Origin of the sequence: Aliivibrio sp. EL58, from assembly GCF_900312675.1 — a bacterium.
Classification (GTDB): domain Bacteria; phylum Pseudomonadota; class Gammaproteobacteria; order Enterobacterales; family Vibrionaceae; genus Aliivibrio.
This window is the reverse complement of the sequence record NZ_OMPC01000009.1, coordinates 714,575-738,604: the sequence shown is the minus strand read 5'-3', so window position 1 is coordinate 738,604 and position 24,030 is coordinate 714,575. Positions and strand designations below refer to the sequence as shown.

Here is a 24,030-nt window from a genome sequence, read left to right as displayed (position 1 = left end):
ATAAGTACGCAAAGGCCTCACAGGTACCACTGTGAGGCCTTTTTTTATGCCTAGCTAACCAACAAGAATCGCGTACAATGCCCTCAATTCTCAAATAGTTAGGAAAGCCAGTGGCTATCAAACCAACCATCTACAAATTTCGTGTCGCATTAACAGACATGAATCGTGATCATTATGATTCAGTAAGCTTAACCATCGCTCAGCATCCATCAGAAAGTGAAGAGCGTATGATGGCTCGTGTATTGGCATTTTGTTTGAATGCAGAAGAGCGCCTAACGTTTACGAAAGGGTTGTCTGCGATTGATGAACCTGATATTTGGGTTCGTGAATATGATGATACGATCTCTCTTTGGATTGATGCAGGTGAACCTGATCCTGAGCGCATGAAGAAAGCATCACGTCAGTCAAAAGTAACTAAAGTGTACAGCTTCAATTCAAAATCTGAAGTGTGGTGGAAACAGAACGAAAGCAAATATAAACAATATCCTGTTGATGTGGTTCGCTTTGACTCTGAGCAAATTCACTCATTTTCTGCATTATTAGAAAGAACGATGGAAATGTCAGTGATGATCACGGGTGATTCTGCGTTTATTTCAACAGAGAAAGGCGACTGTGAAGTGACGTGGGAAACTCTGCAATCGGTTGAATAATAATGAAAGGGTAAAGAGTGTAATACTGCTATTTCCTTTCTAAAATCTAGTTCATAATGCTTTCTGTTTTATATTAATAATCAGAAGGCATTTTTTATGGAACTACCACTGATGGATCTTGGTTTACTCTTCGCAATGATCCTGATTTTTATTGGCTCATTTGTGCAAAGCGCCATTGGTTTTGGCTTAGCCATTGTTACTGCTCCACTATTATTTTTAATCTCGCCAAATTATGTGCCGGGCCCAATCGTAATTGTCGGTTTATTCTTATCCATAATTAATGCCTATAAATACAAAGCGAATGTCTCTTTTCGCGGCTTAGGCTATGCCTTTTTAGGTCGAATTCCCGGTTCTGTATTTGGTGGTTTACTGCTTTATTATGTAGATGCAAAACTGCTGTCTCTTTGGATTGGCGTGGTTGTATTACTTGCTGTTGCGATTAGCTTGCTTCCATTTCGTATCGAACCAAATAACTCAAGAATGACGATTGCGGGTTTCTTCTCTGGCCTATTCGGGACCAGTTCAGGTATTGGTGGACCTCCAATGGCTCTGTTATTACAGCATCAAGAAGCAAATTTAATTCGTGCTAATTTATCAGCGTTCTTTGTGGTGAGTAGCTTTATATCTCTAGTGGTACAAGTTCCTGCTGGATACATGAGCTTGAATCATTTATATCTTACGTTGCCATTGCTCCCTGCTTCGGTTATCGGTTATCTGGTCGCTATGAAAGTAGTGGATAGAATTGACAAAGGAACAATAAGAAAGGTTTCTTTGGTAATGTGCTCAGTATCAGGTGTGGCAGCGATTGTGTTAGGAATGAGGTAATTTGCTGTAAGGGGACTCTTAAATTTATTTGAAATAAAGCTTTACCTCAACTTAACTTTAGGTATTAAGCTGTGTTTTTAAGTTCGACAGATAATTTTAAGATTAGAAACAAGGGTATGAAATGAATCAAGAAATGTTAACTCATTATTTTAATCGAATTGGTTTACCTAAAGAGACGGCAGTAACGATTGAAAACTTAAAAGCGATACATCGTGCTCAGCATAGAACTATCCCATTTGAGAACTTTGATATTGTAAATGGAGAGTCAATTCAACTGTCTGAAGAGGTTATTTATAACAAACTTGTGAATAAGAACCGAGGTGGGTATTGTCATGAGTTAAACGGGTTACTTTTTAATGTATTAAATACCTTAGGCTTTGAAGGCCGAATATTATTAGGAAGAGTTCATTTATCGCCAGAACCAACAGGGCGTGGGCACCGTGTAACACTAATAACGATAAATAGTCAGCAATGGTTAGTAGATGCCGGCTTTGGTACCTTTACACCAAGAGAGCCATTACCTATAGAGTTTGATAAAGAGCTGAAGACGGATCTTCAAACCTTTCGTTTTCTTCGTGATAAACATTATGGTGTTTTACTGCAGATTAAAGAATCAGGTGAATGGTTGAGTATATACAGTTTTGATATGGGCTATGTATGTCAGGGCGATTTAGAGTATGCAAATCACTTTTCCTCGACTCATTCAGATTCTGTTTTTACTTCTGGGGCGATAGCTGCGTTATCGACGGAGGAGGGAATTAATACTTTGTCGAACCAACAGTTAAAAATTAAGAAAAATGGGGTAACGCAACAAATTACGTTAAGGGATGAAGTTTCATATTTTAAGGCATTAAAAGACTACTTTGGGTTAGAGCCTAACTTGCCTTATCAAAAAATTGAACAGTATTTCTAACATTTTATTTATTCGTTATAACCTCGTTATTTTTTAATCATGTCCTTGGTTTAAAACGGCAAAAATAAGATCGAATAAGCAAAAAAAAACCGCTTTAAATTTAGCGGTTTTTTTGTATTTAGCTTTAGGACTAATGCCTGCATATTCAGTGCAGACATTAACCACAAAGGTAGATTAGCTTGGCGTATTTAATCTTGTTTTAATCGCCAATTTAACATCTTCATTCGCTTGCAAAGTTTCGTCTTCAACCTTTTGACGCATTAGTGCATCAAAAGAAACACGCGCTTCTTGAGCAAGATCAGACGCTGCTAATTTCGCTTCTTTCGCTTTGGTTGAATCATCCGTTAGCTGACGAAGTTGTTCAATAATTTCATCAGGCGCATCGCCTAAATCAACGCTTGATTCACCACGTGCTAATGCTTCTTTACGTAATTGTTTTTTCAGCATCCAAATAGCATCGTTCGCTTCACGCTCAAGATCGGCTGCTTCAATTGCGTTATCACGTAGTTGCTCAAAGCGAGCCAATGCTTGGCCTTCTTTGCTCCAAGGATCAACATCTGGTAGATCAGAAATGTTGATCACAGGATCCACGTAATCATCTTGGTGTGATAAGTCTAGCATTGCTGCTTTAACACCAGAGATCATTAACATAACTGCGATAACCAATAGTGGTAAACCACCAACAATTGCCGCTGTTTGTAATGTTGCCAAGCCGCCCATAAACATCAACGCCGATGGCATAAATGATAGAGTGAAAGCCCAGAACAGACGGTTCCAACGCATTGGATCTTCAGTTACGTTAGTTTGAACTACTGACGCTAAAATATAGGAGATAGAGTCAAACGTTGTCGCGGTGAAAATCACACATAACAAGGTAAACAAAGCAATAACGAAAGTACTAAATGGCAGTGTTTCTAAAGTAGCGAAGATGGCACGAGTCGCGCCCTCGGAATTCAGAATTCCTACCACATCTAACTCACCCGATAACTGTAGTGATAAACCGTAGTTACCTAGAATGATGAAGTACATTGAACAGCCTAGAGAGCCGAAGAACACCGCCCCAGATACCATTTGCTTAATTGTTCTACCGCGTGAAATACGAGCTACGAATAGACCCATACTTGGTGCAAATACTAGCCACCACGCCCAGTAGAAAATAGTCCAATCTTGTGGGAAGTGAGTATCTTCAAAAGGACCCATGCCACCAAAAGGTTCAGCCCAAGTTGCCATTACAAAGAAGTTAGACAGCATACGACCGATTGAATCTAGACCTGTTTCCAACATAAAGATTGTTGGACCACAAACCAATACAAACAGCAATAAACCTAACGCACCCCAGAAGTTAATGTTACTTAAAATCTTAATGCCTTTGTCCATGCCCATGTACGATGAGTAAGCAAAGATAGCGGTACAAACCATAAGTACAGCAATTTGGCTGCCAGTTGATGCCGGAATACCAAATAAGTAGCTAATACCTTCGTTAATCAGTGGTGCTGCTAAGCCTAAGGTTGTAGCCGCGCCGCCTAATAAACCAAAGATAAACAGTACATCAATGACTTTACCTAACTTACCAAAACTGTTTGCTTCACCAATAACAGGCATCAGTGCAGCAGAGACTTTTAGTACAGGTTGTTTACGCACATAGAAGAAGTAAGCGATTGGAATTGCAGGGATCATATAGATACACCAAGCAATTGGACCCCAATGGAACAGGCCATAAGTCGCAGCCCAACGGATTGCTTCTTCACTGCCAGCTTCTAGTTGAAACGGTGGGTTTTGGTAGTAGTATGCCCATTCAATAGTACCCCAGTACAAAATACTTGCACCGATGCCACCACAAAATAGCATTGCCGCCCAAGACGCTAATGCAAATTCAGGTTTTTCATCTGGGTCACCAAGTTTGATCTGACCGATATCAGAAAAAACGATGTAGATCATGAAGAAAAATGCTGCCAAACCTAGACCTAAATAAGCAAAGCCTAGTTTGTCGGTCATAAATGTTTTAGCAACAGCAATCCACGCAGCCCCTTCTTCTGGAAATACTAGTAAAGGAATTACAACAGCACAAAGCAATAATATTGCGCCGAAAAAAGTGGGTTTATCGATAAGCTCGAAGTGTTTTTTCATTTTTATTGTCCGTAATAAAAACAGAGTCAATGTTAAGTTCGCGCACCAACAACTCCCCGTACTGAGGGGATCAGACGGGTTTAACTTAAAATTAATAGAGTATAAATAGTGTATGCGGACGGTTTTTTGTGAGTAATACAGCGCTCGAAAATTGTCCAAATCACGATTGATGTGGATTCGAGATAAAATAGTGCTAATTCTTCAATCTGTCGACAAACTTACTTCTTTATTTTATAAAAAGTGTGACACATGTATCATAAAATATTTATCCCCAAAATAAGCTGATTAATAAACATTCTAAAGTGTTCAAAAGCCTTAAATACATCATCATAGACAGAGCCGTAGCGCGCGTCGTATCAATAACTAGGCTTAAATCATCAAACAGTTGCATTCCTATTTTTAATGAGCGTATTCTACGAACAGACAATTAATTATAAATAGGATGTATCATGATCTATCCTTTCACAAAACAAGACTCAACACTTGACCACTACTTTTCTCATACCATTGCAGATCCATATCGTTGGTTAGAAGACGACAGAAGCGAAGAAACAGAAGCGTGGGTAAATAAACAAAATGACGTCACCTTTGATTATCTTTCTCATGTCGATTTTCGTGATGATATTCGCGCTTTAATTGCAAAAGGTCAGGATTACCAAAAAACCTCACAGCCATTCAAGCGTGGTGATTACACTTACTTCTATCAAAATGACGGCTTACAAAATCAAAGTGTGTTGTATCGCTCAAAAGAGGGCGGAGAAATTGACGTTTTTCTTGATCCAAATACCTTCAGTGAAGAGGGAACCACTTCGTTAGGTGCGGTTAGCTTTTCTAAAGATACATCATTAGTGGCTTATTCAATTTCAGAAGCGGGCAGTGATTGGCGCAAAATCTTCGTATTAAATACAGAAACCAAAGAGCAGATCGAAGCACCTATTATTGATGCGAAATTTACCGACATCTCATGGTTAGGTTCAAAAGGCTTTTACTATTCAAGTTATGACAAGCCAACAGGCAGTGAACTATCAGCAAGAACCGAGCAGCATAAACTCTATTTTCATGAGATAGGTAAACTGCAAGCAGACGATGTTGTGGTGTTTGGTGCCACAGAAGAAGAGAAGCATCGTTATGTCAGTGGCTATACAACTGAAGATGATGCGTACTTGGTTATATCAGCCGCGACATCGACCTCTGGTAATAAGCTTTATCTTGAGCGTTTAAGTTGTGAGAACCCAACTCGAATTACCGTATTAGATCATACTGATTCAGATACTTATGTTATTGAGAATGAAGACACTCGTCTATTAATGTACACCAACCTAAATGCACCAAACGGTAAGATCGTTTCTTATAACGCAGTCACCTGTGATTGGATGGACGTTATCCCAGAGCAACCACAGCCTCTTGAAATCAGCGTTGGTGGTGGCACCTTATTTGCGCATTACATGGTGGATGTTTTAAGCAAAATTAAACAATATGATTTTTCAGGTAACTTACTGCGTGATATCGAGTTACCGGGAGAAGGGCAAGTGACGGGATTATCGGGTAAGAAAGATCAAACGGATCTATTTTTCACCTTTACCAACTACGTCACCCCACCAACGATTTACCAATTTGATGTCAAAACAGGTCATACCGAGTTGTATTTGGCCTCTGCATCGCCTTTTGATTCTGAGAAGTTCGAGTCGAAACAAGTGTTCTATACCTCAAAAGATGGCACTCAAGTTCCAATGATCATCTCTTACCGTAAAGGACTTGAGCTTAATGGAAAAAATCCCACTATTCTTTATGGCTACGGGGGCTTTAACGTCAGTCTAACACCAAGCTTTAGTGGCGTAATGGCAAGTTGGTTGGAGTTAGGTGGTGTTTATGCTATTCCCAATATTCGCGGTGGCGGTGAGTATGGAAAAGAATGGCACAATGCAGGAACACAGCAGAAAAAACAAAATGTATTTGATGATTTTATTTCAGCCGCGGAATACTTAATCGACACGGGTTACACTGACTCATCACATTTGGCAATTCGTGGTGGCTCAAATGGGGGGTTATTGGTTGGTGCATGTATGACTCAACGACCTGAGTTATTTAAAGTTGCTCTGCCTGCGGTAGGCGTTTTGGATATGCTTCGTTACCACACTTTTACCTCTGGTGAGGGCTGGGCGTACGACTTTGGCACATCAGAACAAAGTGAAGAGATGTTTGAGTATTTACTAAATTACTCGCCAGTGCATAACGTGAAAGAGGGGGTTGAATACCCTGCGACCTTGGTGACCACTGCTGATCATGATGACCGCGTCGTTCCTGCACATTCTTATAAGTTCATTGCCGAGCTACAAGCCAAGCAATCCGGTGACAATCCTGTATTAATTCGTATTGATGTAAACGCAGGTCATGGTGCTGGTATGCCAATTTCAAAATCAATGGATTTAATGGCAGATGTGTATGCCTTTACGCTAAGCAATATGAAGGTGGATCCGTTTAAGTGATTTGAGTTTGATACACCAATAGTTAGAGCACAACAAACAAATGTAGTAATAAAAAGTAGAATGAGGGCTAAATTTATTCTGCTTTTTTATCTCGCAAATTAATGTCATTGAGAGTTAGGTCGATAAAAAATAAATTAGTAAGTGAAGATAATTTAATTTATTTTTATTTCAATTAAAACAGTTAGATGTGTCTGTTTATCTCTTCATCTATGTCGTATTTTTGTTTGATGTTATGCCGTAAGAATTTTAAATAATAGTGATCTTCAAGTATACTAAATTCAAGCATTATGTAGGAGGGTGAATCATGACAGCAGCTGACCGTATTTATCAAAAAATAAAGCGTTCTCGTCGCTATGTGTTCGAACGTAAAGATTTTTACAACGATGCAAGCTATGACCAAGTTGGTCGTGTCTTGAAACAGCTTGTAGATAAAGGTGTGCTGATGAAAATCGGCTATGGCTTATACACCAAGTCAACAATCAACAGCCTAACTAATAAACCGATGCCAACGAATCCTGGTGGTACTGACGCAATTATGCGCGAGATACTAAGATTGCGCGGTGTAGACTTTGAGATGGATGCTATGTCTTTGAAGAGCATTAATGGACAGTCAACCCAAATACCAGCGTCAATCAAATACAAGTGGGATCCTAAGCTGTTCAACCGTAGCCTTAAGGTTGGTAATAGAGTATTGAGTAACCGACAATGAGCATACCAAAACTTAAGAAACAGTTTCTTGAAGTTTCTGATGCGCTTGAATTAGGTAATCCGTCGATCACGGAAAAAGACTATTGGGTAGTATCACTGCTAGCAATGTTGGAAAATGTGGCAAGCGAACATCATCAACTTGTCTTTTCAGGTGGAACAGCTTTAGCCAAGTCCAACATTAAGATATTAAGAATGTCGGAAGACGTCGATATAAAATTGATCCCAACCCAAGAATTTCTAGATAAGGGTAATGGGGCTAAGAGGAAAGCTCGTAAGGTATTAGTCGAATATATCATAGCTAAGTTAGTTGAACACCCTTACCTAAATTACAGTGATAAATCGGTAAGTGATAATTATCGCTATGTTGAAATAGAAATAGAATATCCGCAACAATATCATCAAGCACCGTGTCTACGACCTTATATCAAGTTAGAATTTATCGAGACCATTGAGATTCAAGAAGTCGAAAATCGCTCGATCTCATCATTAGTAGCACAGAGCTATAAACAACCTGCTGAAGTAAACGCAATATCGTGTATTTCTATTGATTCGACGTTAGTTGAAAAAGTGCTTTCGATGTTACGTCGCACAATGTCAGTCAAGCGGGATCCAAAGCGTAAGGATGATGAGACGTTAGTTCGACATATCTACGATGTTCACTGCATTAGCGTAGAACATGAAATTGATATGGACGTATTAAAACCGATGTTTAATGTCGTTTTGGAAGAAGATAAGAGACGATATGGAAATCAACATCAAGAATTTGTCGACGATCCAAAAAATGAATTAATGCTGGGATTAGTTGAACTAGAAACTAACGTGGAATTTCGTAATCGTTTTGACGCTTTTGTAGCTCCAATGGTATACAGCGCTGAGCCATATGATTTTGATACTTGTTTTACTTCGTTTAAAGGTATTTCAGAGCAGCTTCTCGCTTAACTCTCAACAGTAAAAAGCAGAATGGGCATCACGCTTCATTCTGCTTTTTTATTAAGTAACTTTTCTATTAAATAACTTATCTATTAAGTCATTGACCGAATACTAATTAATGCTGCTCGACCAGTTCAATTTCTTCAGGCTGTGAACTTGTCATCATACGATTAAGTTTTGGTGCTGTAATCGCCATTACGATAGCAACCGCCAGAGTCACAAAACCGATATTTTGGAACAGCTCAGTATAGACAGGTAGGGTATCTAGAGGATCAGTAAGGTGCTCAGGAGTCGCACTGAATGTAGCAATGTAACCACCAATGATGAACGAAGCCGCTTGAGTTAAGAACCATGCACCCATAGTGAAACCCATTAAACGTTGCGGAACTAAGCTCGCTACCATTGCAAGGCCAAGACCACTGATCATCAACTCACCTAAGCTTTGGAATAAGTAAACCAGAACCATCCACCAAACCGAAACCATACCGGCTTGGTCAGCAAACCAATTACCAGCGGCAGCAACAGATAAGAAACCAAAGGCACACATAAACATACCAACAGTAAATTTACCTGGCATAGATAAGTCTTTATTTTGGTTACCGTAGTAAGTGTATAAGTAAGCCAAGATAGGGCTACAGAATACGACCCAGAATGGATTTAACGCTTGTAAGCTAACAGGGTTAATATCAATACCGAACAATTCAGTGTGAACGTTATTAATCGCAAAGAAGTTTAATGACGTTGGCATTTGTGCGTATAGCACGTAGAAAATAATCGCTTGTAGCATAAGAATGAAAGCCACAATCATTTTGTTACGTTGTTCGCCTGTCTCTTTAAAGGTTTCTTTTAAAAAGAAGCCAACCACACCAACACCAATGACACCTAGTGCTAGGTTTGCCATCATAATATTTTGCAGCAACCATGCACACACTAAAGTCGATGCAACAGTGCCGATCAAAACGATTAAGGCTTTGGTTTTATTTAGCGGCAGGGTATCAGGTTCAGAGCCAATGCCTTGTACTGTGCTACGTAATGCAAAGTAGCTAAATAAACTGGCAACAAGACCTAGACCACAGATTAGAAAGGCATATTCATAGCCATAATTATTCGCAATAACAGGGCTTAGAGAAAGCGAAACTAAAGAGCCAATGTTGATTGACATATAATAAAGGGTAAATGCGCCATCTAAGCGAGAATCGCCTTTTTCATAACACTTAGCTAATAGGCTTGATGGGTTTGCTTTAAATAAGCCATTACCAACAGCGATAGCCCCAAGCGCTAAATAGATAAAGTTAGGATTCAGAATGGAGAAGCCCATTAAGAAATAACCTAATGCAAGAACGATAGCACCAAAAACCATGGTGCGCTTAGTACCTAGAACATAATCTCCGACGTAGCCACCGACAGAGACAAGGCCATAAACTAAGGCAGCAAATGCACCAAAGGTAACGAAAGAGTCTTGCATGCTAAAGCCAAGCTTATCTACAAAGTAGACGGCGAGGATCCCTTGAAGTCCGTAGTAACCAAATCGCTCCCATAATTCAATGAAAAATATCATCTTAAATGGTTTTGGTTGGTTTAATATACTTGTTTTATTATCCATGTTAGTTATTTCACCTGGCTATTCATTGTTGTGCAGGCATTAAAAACTAATTTAATAATTTAAAACGTGATATTTGTTTGTTTTGTAATTTACTCTCTGTGATTCATGTCGCATTAGATTAAATGCTCTAATAATTAACCATTAGTAATATTTGATTTAATAGTTCAATTAAGTATCTGTTAGGTTATCTAAGTTGCTGAAGGGTTAGGTTTTAATTTCGGCATTGTGAGTGCATTGTATCTATGTGTAACAAAAAGCATTAAGTTTTCTAATCTATGTGGATTATTTTTTTAACGCGTATAAAGAGTGAGTACTTGGTGTATAAGGCTTTTGCTATCGGGAGTGAGGTAGTTAGATATTGGTTAAGTTACTTATAAACTGTCGCTTTTGTTCAATCTTTGCTGATAAGGTTTCTCTATGATGAGTACAACTACTTAGATATGAGAGCCACAGCCAATGAGCAGCCAAATTTCAACACTTCAACAACTTGGTTGGAAACCTTTTTTCCAACAACAATTGAGCTTAGAAGACCTAACTGATTTTAATATAGGTCGCGTGATTGAACAGCATCGTGATCGTATCGTAGTGATGTCGGAACAAGGACAACAAAGTCTCACTTTTATGGTAAATGACGAAAAAATATGTGTTGGTGATTGGTTGTTATTTGATGAGCAGCTCAGAGTGCATAGAAGTCTAGAGCGTCAATCCCTATTTGAGCGTAAAGCGCCGGGCTCTAAGGTAACGACTCAGTTGATCGCATCGAATATTGATAGTGTCATGATTGTCTCTTCCCTAAATAATGATTTTAGTCTGAGTAGAATTGAGCGTTATCTTACTTTGGCACGAGAGGCGATGGTTGAGCCTGTGATTATTTTAACTAAGGCCGACCTATGTGAAGATGCCGACGATAAGCGAGATCAAGTGCAGAAATTGGATCCAATGCTAGAGGTTTACACGCTTAATGCGCTCGATAGTCAAAGTATTCAACAGCTTGGAATACACTGTCGTAATGGCAAAACGATTGCATTTTTGGGCTCATCGGGCGTAGGTAAATCAACCCTAGTCAATGGCTTACTGGGTTTTGAGTCTCAACAAACGGGAGGGATTCGTGAAGATGATAGTAAAGGACGTCACACCACAACGCATCGAGCCCTAAAAATATTGCCAAGTGGTGGTGTTTTAATGGATACCCCAGGGATGCGAGAGCTACAACTTGGCAGCAGTGAACATGGTATCAGCGAAACATTTTCTGAGATCGCAGAGCTTGCTGAGCAATGTCGTTTTTCAGATTGCTCACACGGTAATGAGCCTGGTTGCGCCGTTCAACGGGCAATTAAAAATGGAGACTTGGCAGAAAGACGTTTGCATAGCTTTCAAAAATTACTTAGAGAACAAGCCCAAAACGGAGCAACACTAGCAGAGAAACGCTCTCAAGATAAGGCTCTGGGTAAGCTAATTAACCATACTCAGAGTGTATCTAAGCGATTAAAGAAAGGATATTGATCTCGAAAGGTGGTCGAATTTAATACTTCAAATATCGCATGCTTCTATATTTTTATACGCGATAAATTGGGCTCCTTAATTCATAAAATGGTAGGGGAGCCAGTCTCTGAAAAACCCACTGAGTCACTCTAATCACCAATAACTACTCATTTTGTGTTATAATTCGCCGCTTGGGGTTGAGAAAAAGAGCAATTAATCACCTATAGTGGTGATTTTTATCATGTTTATTTACATGGTCCCGCTACTCAATCAAATAGTAATTGGATAAGGAGTTGTCCTTGTATTCGCCTAGCCGTTCGCTTAGTCGGATATCTGAACATTATCATTTATGGGTTTTAAATCAGAAAAGTACAGTATTGAATCGACAGATTATGAAGTCGGTCAAGATAACATTAGTAAATGGGGCATGGATGTCCATAACACAGTTTTTATAGCCTCAGTCGGCTTATCTCTTCTCTTCATTATCACTCTTCTCGCATTACCACCTGCAGACGCAAAAGCCGCCATTGATTCTCTTAAAGGCTCTGTATTATCAAATTTTGACTTCCTCTTTATGTGGGGAGCTAACATATTATTAATTTTAGCCATTATTATCGCGTTTTCACCTTTGGGTAAAATTCGTTTAGGTGGTGAAGGTGCAAAACCAGATTACTCCAAAGCCTCTTGGATCTCGATGCTATTTGCCGCAGGTATGGGTATTGGGCTTATTTTCTGGGGTGTTGCAGAGCCAACTGCGTTCTTTACCAACTGGTTTGGAACCCCGCTTAATGTAGAACCTTTTACAGAAGCAGGTCGTGAATTAGCATTAGGTGCAACTGTCTTCCACTGGGGCTTACATGCGTGGGCTATCTATGGCATGACAGCACTTTGCCTTGCTTATTTTGTTTATAACAAAGGGCTACCATTATCAATGCGCTCGGTGTTTTATCCATTATTAGGGGATCGAGTTTGGGGTAAAACCGGTGATGTGATTGATATCTTAACCGTGTTAGTTACCTTATTTGGTCTTGCAACGTCTCTTGGTTTAGGCGGCTCACAAGCGGCGAGTGGTATTAGCCATGTTTTCGGAATGGAAAATAATATCTATCTTCAACAGGCTATTATCGTATTGATTATGGGCTTAGCTATTATTTCTGTTCTACGTGGTATGGATGGGGGCGTTAAGTTTCTGAGTAACCTAAATATGGTTATTGCCTTTATCTTCCTTGGTCTGATTGCTGTGCTGAACTTCACAACCGTATTGGATTCATTAGTTACGGCATTAACGGGGTATGTGAAAAACATTGTTCCATTAAGCCAAAACTCTGGCCGTGAAGACACCACTTGGTTACATGGGTGGACTGTGTTCTATTGGGCATGGTGGGTTGCGTATGCACCTTTCTTTGGTATGTTCGTAGCGCGTATCTCTAGAGGTCGTACTGTTCGTGAATTCCTTCTTTGTGTAATGCTTATTCCGACTATGGTAACAACGGCTTGGATGTCTATCTTTGGCGGAGTGGCTATTCAACAAGTTATCGATAAAGTTGGATTGTTGGGTACTCAGCAAGGTATTAGCGATGTTTCTCTAAGCTTGTTCCACATGTTAGATGCTTATCCGTTTGGGGATATTTTATCTTTCATTGCGGTAGCATTGATCATTGTTTTCTTTGTGACAACGTTGGACTCAGGCTCTATCGTTATTGATGGCATGACAGCTGGTGGTAAATTAGAAGTACCAGTTAAACAGAAAGTAGTGTGGGCTGTTATCTCTGGTGCTATCGCTATGATTATGTTGTGGATTGGTGGTACTGAATCTATTCAATCGTTGCAATCAATTACCATTATTGCAGCAATGCCATTTACCATTATTCTGTTGTTAGGCTCTGGATGTCTCCTTAGAGGATTATTGACGGAAGTTGAAAAGCCAAAGGCTGCCACTAAGCGAGTAAACTAATTAGGTTAGTTTGTTGCTAGATTAAGAGCTAAAGTAAAAGTTAGATCTACAATAAAACTCTCTGGTACTTTGTGCTAGGGAGTTTTTTTATAGAGCCCACAAACAGTAAATAACAATGCAGTGGTAATAAATTATGAATATTAAGCCTATTCAAACTAAAGATGATTACAAAGCAGCGATGGCTCGAATCAGCGAACTTACTAGCGGTGATCCTGATGCATTACCTGCTATTGAGTTTGATGAATTAGAAGTTTTAACCATTTTAGTTGAAGCATACGAAAGCGTTCATCATAAAATTGAAACGCCAGATCCAGTAGAAGCAATTAAATTTAGAATGGAACAGCTCGGATTAAGTGATAGTGACTTAACACCAATATTAGGGCAACGCAGCCGAGTTACTGAGATCTTAAAGAGAAAGAGACGACTTTCACTCACCATGATTAGGAACCTAAATCGTAAGTTGAACATTCCACTTGAGAGTCTTATTGGTGAATATCAACTTGCTAAGTAATAGCTAACTCGTTTGTGTTTAGATTGATCTGCTAATAGGTTTGGCTCAGAGGTAAAGGTTCCTAATAAATAAGGATTAAACTCTACAAAGTTAGTGTTTAATCCTTACCTTATCGTGGTTCTACATTCTAGTGACGCATTCTAATGTTTTTTGAACATTGGTTCTTAGCTCTGTCATATCAATAGGATTGCTAACTGTTTTAACACCATCCGCGTGATGATATTCGCCTGTATATTCATTCAAATCTTCGATGTCCTCGAAAGTATCGTTATCAATGTAAAAGATATCCTGTAGGTCATCTTTTCTTTCTCTCACTTTTCCGATAAGTGTTCCCAAATACTCATTAGGCAAGAATGTATTTGGATCTGACATATAGATTTTAGCTTCAAGTATGGTTCTGATTCTTCTTATTGCATCAAGCTTTATTGTTGAATCGTCTGATGGGGCATGGCAATAATCTAGAAGCGATTTATAGCACTGCTCATAAGGGTCTATTGTTTCTTCATTCAGGTTAGCAATACTGATTAACGAACTTTTCCTGTAATGGGACGTACCAGAAATTTGAGTTGAGGATTCAAACCTGAAATATGAAGAAATAGCATTGTTATTTTGATAGTCATACAGTTCTTTCAAGAAGAACGGATCATGACTCATAACTAAAACCTGATTATTTCTGGCAATCTTGGTTATCAATGCTTTTGTTTGATGTCTTCTGTGTCGGTCTAATGAACTCATCGGGTCATCAAACACTATAATACTGTTTGCATTTACACCACTTCTGACTCTTGCAAAGAAGAAAGCCAGTGCTAATGCATTTTTATCACCTGTTGAAAGTAGATCACCAATAACTTTTGCAGACTCAACAGCGTTAGAAGTTGATAGTTCATTCTCAATAAATTTGACCCCGAACTTAAACCTGTCATTCCCTTTTTTTGCTTTGTAGTCTTTCTCTAAATCAATTAATCGAACATGGCTACCAAACTTTTGAAGAATCTCATTAATATCTTTGCTTAGAGTTGAAATTTTACCTTTCTGGTCGTTTTCGATTTCTTCCCTGAGCGTTTTTACTGCCTTATTATTTAATGTAACTCTAGAACCTCGATCTTTTCTATCTTTAATCCAAAGCTTAACGTCTGCCTTACTCGACTCGATAGCGTTTTTTAATGTGGTTATATTAATGTTGATATCAGCTTCTGTAGTTGACTCTAGTGTGGATATGTAAGACTGAATATCATCCAAGCATGACTGAATTGATTTATTAAGTGTTCTAATGTCAGATTCAGCATCAAACAAGATTTTGATTATGGACTCACAAGTTTCAGAAAGGTCAGTTTCTATGAAAATATCTGACTCCATGCGTTCTGTTTCTTCTTTGAGGTTCTTAATATACGTTTCTAGATCAGAAAGGTAAGCTAGTTCTAAGGTAAGTGAATTAAGGGAAACTCTACCTTTCCAAGACTCGATGCACTGATTAGCGGTGTCAACGTCCGTCTTAACTGACAAAAGGGCGGTGTATATGTTGTCTAAGTCAGTAGTAGTAATTGTGTTGCTTGTAGTGAAAGCATTAACGGCTACTTGATACGTTTCATCAAGAAAGTGCTTATAGTGAGTATAGATAGGCGATTCATTTAGGTCCTGTGCGCAGAAAGGACACGTTTGGTTTTCTGTTACAAGAGCTACACCGTCTTTTACCCATTTCTTATTTTCTTTCTTATGATTGTTAGAGAAGTGCTTCTTGATTTCTTCGGTTGCATCCCTACTAATTTTTTCAACTGAAACGTCCAGATAATCAAAATTCAGTTCAGGAAATGAAACCGAGAGCTTACTTGGCTTTGTAAGTTTCTTAATTACGTCAATAGCTTTCACATCATCTAATTTTGATTCTAACTCTGCAATGCGACTATCTGCGTCTTTAATGGGTTTTAATTTTGTAATTTCTGAAACGGTTAAACCCTGAAACCGTTGAGTTAACTTCGTTTCAAATTCTGTTTTCTCTGTGGCGAGAATATTGTTTTCTAATTTCAAATCATCAATTTTCTTTTGCTTTTCAACAGAGAATGAACCTAAGCATAGGTTGTAGTAGTTTTGAAGGTTACTACTTTCAATCTTGCTAGATGAGTGAACATTCGAATCAATGAAGTGCTGATTAAATACTAAAAAGTTATGGTCAAGTGAGTTTATGTTGTTTGGTGTAATTGTCTTTGAAGCAGAAAATCGTAAAACAAAATTAGGGGTTTTCAATTTGTCTGACTCTAATGACTTCATGCTATTAATGGAAGGTATATCTTTTTCTGAAATTAACTGAAAAATTTTACTTAATGTAGATTTACCATCACCATTTAAACCATATATGAGCGAAAGCTGTGTGAAGTTGTTATCCATTTGGCTACGGTGATTTAGCTGCTTTATTTCGGCTAGGACGTTGAGATTTTCTAGCATGGTGAATCGTTATCCTTAGGCAATCCATTTAACTGAGAATAATAGCATATCGGATGGTAGGAAAATCTGATGTGGATTGTATAATTTAGCGAACCCATTCAAAATTTATTCGGGCAAAGCAGATTTGAATATATGAAATTATTCATGGCTTACTAGGCAATTTAGGGTTGTCCAGAGGCGTTCAGGCACACTCTGGGTTAACTCATAAATGTTCAGAAACAAGTTAGCAACTACACCCTTACATAAAAAGATCGCTCATTGCGACCTTTCCCTACAACACCTTCAAAGCTCTTTCTTTAAGCCCTTCAGTATACCCATTAATCTTCCAATGCTCTGGGCTCCAGCCTTTTACAAAGCGTTGAAAATCAGTCCAAGCAATGTAAAACAGTGGTCGCCACTCTTGCTCAATATCGTCACTTGCTTTTGTGTGACCTAAGCGCAATAGGGCGATTTTAAGTTGCGTAAAGTAATGATCCAGTAATTCATTTTCAAGCTCTGCGCATTGTTCTGGCTTTACTGCGCTGCTGATAAATAAGATCACATCCTTCATGCCACAGCCTTTTCCTATGTATTGGAAATCAACGGCTGCAACTTGTTCGCCATCTTCAGAAAAACAGAAGTTCGCTAACTTAGCATCACCATGTACCAAGGTTTGATAGCGGCTGTTTTTAAGTGTTTCATCAATCTTAGCTGCTGCATGTTTTAATGGTAAATCCGTTAAGGCTTCAAGCTCATCAGGGCGAGTGTCTAAATGCCAATAAGTGCCTGTTTGCCATAATCCTGTAGGTTTTACATTAAGATGTTCTGCGTGAAAGTTCGCAAGCCACGTTAAGCAAGCTTTGGTTTCGTTTATTGAGGCGCTGGTTTGTAATGGTCCAGTTTTTACGATTGGAAATCCGCAGGTCGCTAAATCTTCCAGTACTAAGATTAACTCGTTATCACGCTGCTCTACGTATAAACAGCACGGCACAGGACAATGGGTAGAAACCGCATTGGCGTAATCTTGATACCAATTGAGTTCCACTTGATAAGAGTCGAGTTTACGCTGGTGTGATAAATCTGTATTCCAACCTCTAGGGTGCACTTTAGGCTTGGGTAGGGTGATCTGTTTGATGATGATAGAAGAGGTGGGTGCTTGTATTAAATGCAAACGCACTAACTCCCCATAACCACCCCACAAGGTTTGTAGGGTATCGGTTTGGGTAATTGATGCGTTTTCGAAACCCGAAATACGTGATAAATCAAACATGCCGAGTTCCTTTATTCATCTAACTTAACGTAGATTATTTATGGTTTGAGAAGTTTTCGCCTTTTGCCATGCGATCATACATGATCACGTTCACAGCAGCGGCTAAGTTCATGCAGCCATTGGTTGGGACATAAATAGTCTCACGGCAGAAATCAGTGATCTCTTTCTTCAATGTACCGTCTTCTGGGCCAAAAATGTAAAACGCACGTGGTGGGTGCTTGTAATCTGGCAGAGGTTTTGCGCCTTCAATAAGGTCAACCGCGACTGGTACGCAATCTAAAGGAATGATGTCTTTTAGATCTTCAACGCCGATCAATGGAACGTTAAGATGCTGGCTTTTTGTATCCGTACAAAACTGCTTTGCGATATCGTAACGTTTACCTGTGTAAAAAACAGAGTTTACATTATAGCAGCCTGCCGCTCGCATTACCGAGCCTACGTTTTCAGGTGTTTTTGGGTTTACCAATCCAATACAAGAATAGCCTTTAGTCATTTTACCGTTTTTCCAATACAAAATTTGCGCGAAGTATACCTAAATTAAAGGGATTCATATAGACTCATTGGATAATTTCCTAGGAAGGTGAAATATGAAAACGGTTGCAATTCTTGTTGATGTGCAAAACATTTACTACACCACGCGTGATGTCTACCAACGTCATTTTGATTACAACGCATTATGGGCAAAAGTAACGGACGGTCGTACTGTCGTCGATGCTAATGCGTATGCCATTGCGCGTAGTGATGATAAACAGAAGCAATTTCATAATATCCTTCGTGGTATTGGTTTTGATGTGAAGCTAAAACCTTTTATTCAGCGTCGTGATGGCTCAGCAAAAGGCGATTGGGATGTAGGTATTGCCCTTGATGCTATTGAGATGGCTGAGCAGGCGGATATTGTGGTTATTTTGTCGGGTGATGGCGATTTTGACTTACTCGTTAAGCGAATTCAGTCACGTTTTAATAAAGAAGTTGAAGTGTATGGCGTGCAGAATTTAACCGCTAATTCTCTTATCGAGGCGGCTGATCGCTTTATTCCAATTGAAGATAACTTGTTATTATAGAATAAGTTAATTGTTAGTATTCGTGACGGTATCGTTATGAAGTACTGCTTATACTCCTCGTCTACGCCTTAGATCTCCTACTGAATTTTATAGAGTTAGGGAGGAGGGAAGGCAAATGGGAACTTTTTATAATTGAATGATGTTATGTAATGGATAAAAAATAATGGATCAGCAAACACAATGGCATTCAGTTGAAGTTCCTGCGATGAGTAATGTCATCCTACATGCTTTTGATTGGAATTATGACTACATCACAGAGCAAGCCGAATTGATTGCCAGTTTAGGGTATCGCTCAGTGTTGGTGTCGCCTGCAATGAAATCATTAAGCTTACCTTCTGGTTCAAAGTGGTGGCAGAGATATCAACCACAAGATTACCGCCTGATTGATAATCCTCTTGGTAACACGCTTGATTTTAAACGCATGGTTGAGCGATTAGCTGAACTAAGCATCTGGGTTTACGTTGATGTGGTGTTTAATCACATGGCCAATGAATCGGATATTAGAGCGGATCTTGAATACCCAAATCAGTGGGATAGAGAAGATTACGCCCGTGATCCAGAAAAGTATGAAGCATTAAAATTATTTGGTGATTTATCTGAGCCGCTGTTTTCTGAACCTGATTTTGTCGAAGCCTTTGGGATCGAAAATTGGAACGATAAGTGGGAAGTTCAGAATGGCCGAATTTCAGGTGGGCCTCATGATCCGGGTTTACCAACGTTAGCCGATAATGATCATGTTATTGAGCAACAGCGTTCATACCTAAAGGCGTTAAAACAGATTGGTGTGAAAGGCTTTCGTATTGATGCTGCCAAGCACATGAGTTTAGAACATCTTAAGAAAGTATGGGATGAAGAGATCACTCATGACATTCATATTTTTGGTGAGATCATTACCGATGGTGGTGCCACTAAAGAAGAGTATGAAACGTTTTTGAATCCATACTTACAAGAAACAAAGTTAGGCGCTTATGATTTCCCATTGTTTAATACACTGTATCAAGCATTAGAAAAAGATGGCTCTCTAACCAGTTTAATCGACCCATATATTTATGGAATGGCAATGTCTCCACTACGAGCGATTACCTTTGCGACCACTCATGATATTCCAAATAACCACGTATTTAAGTCTTTGGTGATGAGTGAGGAAAATGAGTGGCTTGCTTATGCGTATTTGTTCGGGCGTGATGGTGGCATTCCTCTTATTTATTCTGAGTTCGATGTCAGTGGTATAAAAAACAGTGCCGGTGAAGCTCGATGGAAAGAAGAGTGGTGCTCTGATCGTATGGCAATACTGATCGCTTTTCATCATGATATGTATCGAGAATCACAGGGACATGTCGCAGCCAGTGATGATCATTTGGTCTTCGAGAGAGGAGAGAGTGGTATCGTAGCGATAAATAAGTCGGGCCATAATATTGAAGTGAATATGTCAGTAAGATCCGATGTGGTGTGGCTAGAAAGGACGTCACACACTTATTATGCGCCGCAACAGGGAAACCTTAGATTCTTTATTCCTGCAAACTCTTATCTGCTGTTTTCACGCTAGTCATTACTAGAGTAGAAGTCATAAGAAGCAAGCATAAAAAGGTGGATAATTTATCCACCTTTTTGTTATCTGCAATAATAAAATGTGAAAGAAAATTGGAGCAGATACACTGGGTGAGTATTAATATTCAAAATTAGGGATATCGATATCTACTCGACGGTTTTGACTTCTTCCCTCGGCTGTTTTGTTGGTTGCGATTGGGTTTGATTCTCCTTCACCACTTGCGTTTATTTGCTCTTCTTTTACCCCTTGTTCTTGTAAATATTTAGAGACAGAATTTGCTCGGTCTTCTGATATTTTTTGGTTGTAAGCTTCTGATCCCGATGAATCGGTATGGCCAACAATGTTTACACTTGCCTGTGGATGTGCAACTAAAATAGCTGCGATTGAATTAAGTTCGGCATGGCTTTCTGGTGCGAGTTCAGAACCATTATTTTTAAATAAGTTTTGATGTGATTTAGATTGTTCTTGCTTGATAGCAACTGGCTCCATTGGTTTTTCTTCCATAGGCTCAGCCATTTGCTTTTCTGGTTCTGGCACGACTTCAACTTCTTCCTCTTCTTCTATTGATGTCGCTTTTGAGGCGTTTCCAAAGGTGTAAGTAAGACCAAGTGAGATAAAGTGTGATGATAAATCATAGATGTAACTATCATCGATATCGTCAAAGTATTGGTACTCTAGGCGTAGGGCTAAGCTTTCATTAAGCGCTAATTCACTGCCTAAGCCTGCAGTGAATACAGTATCGTTTGCGTTGCTATAGTCCATATAGGCGGCACCTGCCTTGAGGAATACGTCAATGGTATCGGTAGCAGAGAAAGTATAACGAGGAGCTAATGAGAGAGCGGTAAGACGACTATCAACGTACTTTGTTGTGCCGTTATAAGAATGATTAGATTCAAACTCGCCAATAGAATCAAATCCAAGCTCTAGGCCCCATCGTTCTGTAAAGTGGTAACCCCCGTATGCCCCAAAGCCAAATGCATCATCATCACACGGTCCAGAAGAAGCACACGCATCATCTATGAGGCCAAGACCTAATTTAGCACCGACGTATGTTTCGGCGAGTAAGGGGGAAGAGAAACCTATAGAGGTGAGAGTGATAGCAGCAAGTAAAGATGATCTTTTCATATTTCTTTCCTTCTATTTCAAAACACACAAGTAGCACCGTACGTTTAAATAGTAGAACAGGAAAAGCATCTCTGTCGGTTTTAGGTTGTATTTTATATGATTTAATTTTTAGTTGAGGGAAAAGTTTTCCCTCAACGTATGTTAATTACACTTTAAATTGATGCACGATATCGCTTTGTTGGTGTGCTAATTCATTCAGTGTTGAGCTGACATTGGCAATATCATTCATTGCTGTTTGGTTGTCTTCTGCAATGTGGCTAATGTCTTCAAGACTGCGTGCAATCTCTGTGGTTGTTGCACTTTGTTCGTTGGCTGCTTGAGAAATATGATTACTCATGTGGCTTATCTCATCAATCAAGCTTTGGATCATCACCATTGCATTATTCGCTTCATTCGTTTGAATTACGCTTTGCTGCATATCTTCCACGCAACTCTCAATTACAACGGTTGTTGTTTTAGAGCTAGATTGCAAGTTAGCTATCATGGCTTCAATTTCCGAAGTCGATTTTGCGGTACGTTGAGCAAGAATACGAACTTCATCGGCAACGACAGCAAAGCCACGGCCTTGTTCGCCAGCGCGTGCTGCTTCAATTGCGGCATTAAGTGCAAGTAGGTTAGTTTGCTCAGCAATTTTGTTAATTACATCAAGAATTGAGCCTATTTCACTGCTGACTTTTTGTAAATTACCCACGGCTTGTACCGATTCATCAAGACGGCTTGATAGCTGCTCAATGGTTTGTAAGTTGCTTCGCATTACTTGCTGCCCATGTTCAGAAGCCGCTTCTACTTCTTGAACCTTAAGTAGTGAGCTTTCTGAGCTTGAGGCAACTTCAACAACAGAATGTTCCATTTGAGTCATTGCTGCGGCGACACTCGTGGTTTGTTCACGTTGATTAAACAGCTGCTGCTTGGCTCTTTCTGCCGTTGCACTGTTATTTTGAGCCACTTCAGTTAACTCATCAGAAGCACCACTAAGTTGCAGTAATACTTTTTGTAGATTATCTGCAAGTGTATTGATGTGGCGAGAAACTCGGCTAAATTCAGTATTGTGTTTTGTTTCAATTCGTTGAGTCATGTCACCTGAAGTTAATGACTCTAAAATCTTAAGCATGTTTTGTAATGGTGTTCTTACTGATGAGGCTAAGTGGAAGCCAACAAAGGTAGCTAATAGTGAGACGACAACACCAAGTACAAGTGCTTTATAAACACTCTGTTGGTAAATATCCTCAGCAACTTGCAGCGATTGTTGTAGGTCTTGGTTTGCTAATTCATTGAACGATTTTAGTAAAACAAGAGCGCTATCGATTTGGCGAGCCAGATTTGAAATATTGCTATAAAGGGTATCTGTTGCATCTAAATAGGCGAAGTGCGTATTAAGAATACCTTCTTTTTTGCCAACTTCTAGACTGAATTGGTTAACAGGATCATCAAAGGTTTCTTTTAGCTGAGGCAGCTGATTTACCAAACCACGGTAAGCGTAATTTAGGTGAGTAACGGCTTTTTTGTTTTGGTTCACTGCTTTTTTTACAAACTCAATGTCATTGCTTGCTAATGCATCAGAAGTGATTAGCTCTGCATCTTCAAGTTTAACAAAGTAGCTCTTTGCCATCATTTTTACGGCAATGCTCTCTTGATCGTTAACATACTCTTTCATGCGCACACTTAATTCAGTGTATAGACGCTGGAAGTTACGGATTGATTTTTGTTTTTCATCTTCAGCAAGTAATAGCGCTTGGTAGTTATCCATCGCAGTTTTTGCTTCAGTGAAATAAGCTTGCTGTATAGCAGACAACTCTGTTCGTTGTTGCTCTCCGGTATTCTTCTGTTCTGCAACATTCACTAAACGCTGGAAAGTAGTATTAAAAATCTCTTCTGCAGCAATAAATTGTTGCTTTGATTGCTGCATTTGAGCAGGGTCGCGTGTCGTTAGAAAGTCTTTAAATGATTTGTCCGCCGCTAAGAGGGACACGCTGGTTTCATTTGATAAGCTAACTAATGGTAAGGAATCAGAAGATACAGATTTCATTTGGTTGTGGATATTATTCGTGCCGTTTAGCATGAGGACAACCGTCGTTATAAACAGAATAACAATAAGTGAAAATCCTGCATACATTCGACGTATAACGGAACTGTTCATGTTTCATCTCTCTTTTTTGTTAACGCAAGACTAAAGTTGTATTTGTAGGGAAGTCTTAATAATGTGAACGTATAGCATTAATAGTATGGAGAATCGCCCCTACATGCTGTGACTAATCTATAAAATTAATAATGCTGATAGAGATATCAGTCTCATTTATGAAATGTGATTTTTGTCATTACTAAGTAATTTGTCGCTAACTTAATCGTCAAGTTATTGTTTTCGAGAAATTTGTGACGCATACTAGAGCTAATAGTAAATAAAAAACTGTGTTTTATTGG

Annotated in this window: 18 protein-coding genes; 11 read left to right on the top strand and 7 right to left on the bottom strand. The window is 39.2% G+C overall.

Annotated features, from left to right (window positions below):
- The first annotated feature begins 110 nt into the window (after nucleotides 1-110).
- From ED622_RS14235 to ED622_RS14225, 3 genes are all read left to right on the top strand, one after another.
- Nucleotides 111-650: a YaeQ family protein gene (locus ED622_RS14235; RefSeq protein WP_122035123.1), complete on the top strand. Its 540-nt coding sequence runs from the start codon at nucleotides 111-113 to the stop codon at nucleotides 648-650.
- 111 nt (nucleotides 651-761) lie between these two features.
- Nucleotides 762-1,475, top strand: coding sequence for a sulfite exporter TauE/SafE family protein (locus ED622_RS14230; protein ID WP_122036121.1), 714 nt, complete (start codon nucleotides 762-764; stop codon nucleotides 1,473-1,475).
- A gap of 121 nt (nucleotides 1,476-1,596) precedes the next feature.
- Complete coding sequence (locus ED622_RS14225) at nucleotides 1,597-2,388, top strand: arylamine N-acetyltransferase (protein WP_122035121.1); 792 nt, start codon at nucleotides 1,597-1,599, stop codon at nucleotides 2,386-2,388.
- A 174-nt stretch (nucleotides 2,389-2,562) separates the two neighbouring features.
- Here ED622_RS14225 and ED622_RS14220 read toward each other — a convergent pair whose 3' ends face one another.
- Nucleotides 2,563-4,515: a BCCT family transporter gene (locus ED622_RS14220; RefSeq protein WP_122035119.1), complete on the bottom strand. Its 1,953-nt coding sequence runs from the start codon at nucleotides 4,513-4,515 to the stop codon at nucleotides 2,563-2,565.
- A gap of 449 nt (nucleotides 4,516-4,964) precedes the next feature.
- Here ED622_RS14220 and ED622_RS14215 point away from each other — a divergent pair, with 449 nt between their 5' ends.
- The 3 genes from ED622_RS14215 (at nucleotide 4,965) to ED622_RS14205 (ending at nucleotide 8,648) form a co-directional block, all read left to right on the top strand.
- Nucleotides 4,965-7,001, top strand: coding sequence for a prolyl oligopeptidase family protein (locus ED622_RS14215; protein ID WP_122035117.1), 2,037 nt, complete (start codon nucleotides 4,965-4,967; stop codon nucleotides 6,999-7,001).
- Nucleotides 7,002-7,305: 304 nt separating this feature from the next.
- A complete protein-coding gene (locus tag ED622_RS14210) occupies nucleotides 7,306-7,710 on the top strand; it encodes a DUF6088 family protein (protein ID WP_122035115.1) in 405 nt (134 codons plus the stop codon).
- A gap of 2 nt (nucleotides 7,711-7,712) precedes the next feature.
- Nucleotides 7,713-8,648 carry a nucleotidyl transferase AbiEii/AbiGii toxin family protein gene (locus ED622_RS14205; RefSeq protein ID WP_162922555.1) on the top strand — a complete coding sequence of 312 codons (936 nt, stop codon included), beginning with the start codon at nucleotides 7,713-7,715 and terminating at the stop codon, nucleotides 8,646-8,648.
- Between the two features lie 106 nt (nucleotides 8,649-8,754).
- On the opposite strand, the gene ED622_RS14200 is transcribed toward ED622_RS14205, so the two are convergent.
- Nucleotides 8,755-10,242, bottom strand: coding sequence for an oligopeptide:H+ symporter (locus tag ED622_RS14200; protein WP_122035111.1), 1,488 nt, complete (start codon nucleotides 10,240-10,242; stop codon nucleotides 8,755-8,757).
- A 456-nt stretch (nucleotides 10,243-10,698) separates the two neighbouring features.
- On the opposite strand from ED622_RS14200, the gene rsgA reads away from it, so the two are divergent.
- From rsgA to ED622_RS14185, 3 genes are all read left to right on the top strand, one after another.
- Entirely contained in the window at nucleotides 10,699-11,745 is a 1,047-nt protein-coding gene (rsgA, locus tag ED622_RS14195; RefSeq protein WP_122035109.1) for a ribosome small subunit-dependent GTPase A, read from the top strand.
- A 328-nt stretch (nucleotides 11,746-12,073) separates the two neighbouring features.
- Nucleotides 12,074-13,678, top strand: coding sequence for a BCCT family transporter (locus tag ED622_RS14190; protein WP_122035107.1), 1,605 nt, complete (start codon nucleotides 12,074-12,076; stop codon nucleotides 13,676-13,678).
- 133 nt (nucleotides 13,679-13,811) lie between these two features.
- Nucleotides 13,812-14,189: a type II toxin-antitoxin system HigA family antitoxin gene (locus ED622_RS14185; RefSeq protein ID WP_122035105.1), complete on the top strand. Its 378-nt coding sequence runs from the start codon at nucleotides 13,812-13,814 to the stop codon at nucleotides 14,187-14,189.
- 120 nt (nucleotides 14,190-14,309) lie between these two features.
- Here ED622_RS14185 and ED622_RS14180 read toward each other — a convergent pair whose 3' ends face one another.
- From ED622_RS14180 to ED622_RS14170, 3 genes are all read right to left on the bottom strand, one after another.
- Nucleotides 14,310-16,628 (bottom strand): AAA family ATPase, encoded by a 2,319-nt coding sequence (locus tag ED622_RS14180; RefSeq protein WP_122035103.1) that lies wholly within the window; start codon nucleotides 16,626-16,628, stop codon nucleotides 14,310-14,312.
- 271 nt (nucleotides 16,629-16,899) lie between these two features.
- Entirely contained in the window at nucleotides 16,900-17,877 is a 978-nt protein-coding gene (locus ED622_RS14175; protein WP_122035101.1) for a phosphotransferase, read from the bottom strand.
- Nucleotides 17,878-17,911: 34 nt separating this feature from the next.
- Nucleotides 17,912-18,370, bottom strand: coding sequence for an RNA methyltransferase (locus ED622_RS14170; RefSeq protein WP_045101852.1), 459 nt, complete (start codon nucleotides 18,368-18,370; stop codon nucleotides 17,912-17,914).
- A gap of 94 nt (nucleotides 18,371-18,464) precedes the next feature.
- Here ED622_RS14170 and ED622_RS14165 point away from each other — a divergent pair, with 94 nt between their 5' ends.
- Entirely contained in the window at nucleotides 18,465-18,938 is a 474-nt protein-coding gene (locus ED622_RS14165) for an NYN domain-containing protein (protein ID WP_122035099.1), read from the top strand.
- A gap of 163 nt (nucleotides 18,939-19,101) precedes the next feature.
- Nucleotides 19,102-20,484: an alpha-amylase family protein gene (locus tag ED622_RS14160; protein WP_122035097.1), complete on the top strand. Its 1,383-nt coding sequence runs from the start codon at nucleotides 19,102-19,104 to the stop codon at nucleotides 20,482-20,484.
- A gap of 120 nt (nucleotides 20,485-20,604) precedes the next feature.
- Here ED622_RS14160 and ED622_RS14155 read toward each other — a convergent pair whose 3' ends face one another.
- Both ED622_RS14155 and ED622_RS14150 read right to left on the bottom strand, forming a co-directional pair.
- Nucleotides 20,605-21,612, bottom strand: coding sequence for an OmpA family protein (locus tag ED622_RS14155; RefSeq protein WP_122035095.1), 1,008 nt, complete (start codon nucleotides 21,610-21,612; stop codon nucleotides 20,605-20,607).
- Nucleotides 21,613-21,757: 145 nt separating this feature from the next.
- Nucleotides 21,758-23,749, bottom strand: a complete 1,992-nt coding sequence (locus tag ED622_RS14150; protein ID WP_122035093.1) for a methyl-accepting chemotaxis protein — start codon at nucleotides 23,747-23,749, stop codon at nucleotides 21,758-21,760.
- Nucleotides 23,750-24,030: the final 281 nt, after the last annotated feature.

Bases quoted from the DNA above. Each gene is read 5' to 3' on its own strand.
- ED622_RS14170 (WP_045101852.1), bottom strand. From the start codon at position 18,370: ATGACTAAAGGCTATTCTTGTATTGGATTGGTAAACCCAAAAACACCT.
- ED622_RS14210 (WP_122035115.1), top strand. From the start codon at position 7,306: ATGACAGCAGCTGACCGTATTTATCAAAAAATAAAGCGTTCTCGTCGC.
- ED622_RS14220 (WP_122035119.1), bottom strand. From the start codon at position 4,515: ATGAAAAAACACTTCGAGCTTATCGATAAACCCACTTTTTTCGGCGCA.
- ED622_RS14180 (WP_122035103.1), bottom strand. From the start codon at position 16,628: ATGCTAGAAAATCTCAACGTCCTAGCCGAAATAAAGCAGCTAAATCAC.
- ED622_RS14160 (WP_122035097.1), top strand. From the start codon at position 19,102: ATGGATCAGCAAACACAATGGCATTCAGTTGAAGTTCCTGCGATGAGT.
- ED622_RS14225 (WP_122035121.1), top strand. From the start codon at position 1,597: ATGAATCAAGAAATGTTAACTCATTATTTTAATCGAATTGGTTTACCT.
- ED622_RS14190 (WP_122035107.1), top strand. From the start codon at position 12,074: ATGGGTTTTAAATCAGAAAAGTACAGTATTGAATCGACAGATTATGAA.
- ED622_RS14185 (WP_122035105.1), top strand. From the start codon at position 13,812: ATGAATATTAAGCCTATTCAAACTAAAGATGATTACAAAGCAGCGATG.
- ED622_RS14155 (WP_122035095.1), bottom strand. From the start codon at position 21,612: ATGAAAAGATCATCTTTACTTGCTGCTATCACTCTCACCTCTATAGGT.
- ED622_RS14200 (WP_122035111.1), bottom strand. From the start codon at position 10,242: ATGGATAATAAAACAAGTATATTAAACCAACCAAAACCATTTAAGATG.
- ED622_RS14230 (WP_122036121.1), top strand. From the start codon at position 762: ATGGATCTTGGTTTACTCTTCGCAATGATCCTGATTTTTATTGGCTCA.
- ED622_RS14175 (WP_122035101.1), bottom strand. From the start codon at position 17,877: ATGTTTGATTTATCACGTATTTCGGGTTTCGAAAACGCATCAATTACC.
- ED622_RS14215 (WP_122035117.1), top strand. From the start codon at position 4,965: ATGATCTATCCTTTCACAAAACAAGACTCAACACTTGACCACTACTTT.
- rsgA (WP_122035109.1), top strand. From the start codon at position 10,699: ATGAGCAGCCAAATTTCAACACTTCAACAACTTGGTTGGAAACCTTTT.
- ED622_RS14150 (WP_122035093.1), bottom strand. From the start codon at position 23,749: ATGAACAGTTCCGTTATACGTCGAATGTATGCAGGATTTTCACTTATT.
- ED622_RS14165 (WP_122035099.1), top strand. From the start codon at position 18,465: ATGAAAACGGTTGCAATTCTTGTTGATGTGCAAAACATTTACTACACC.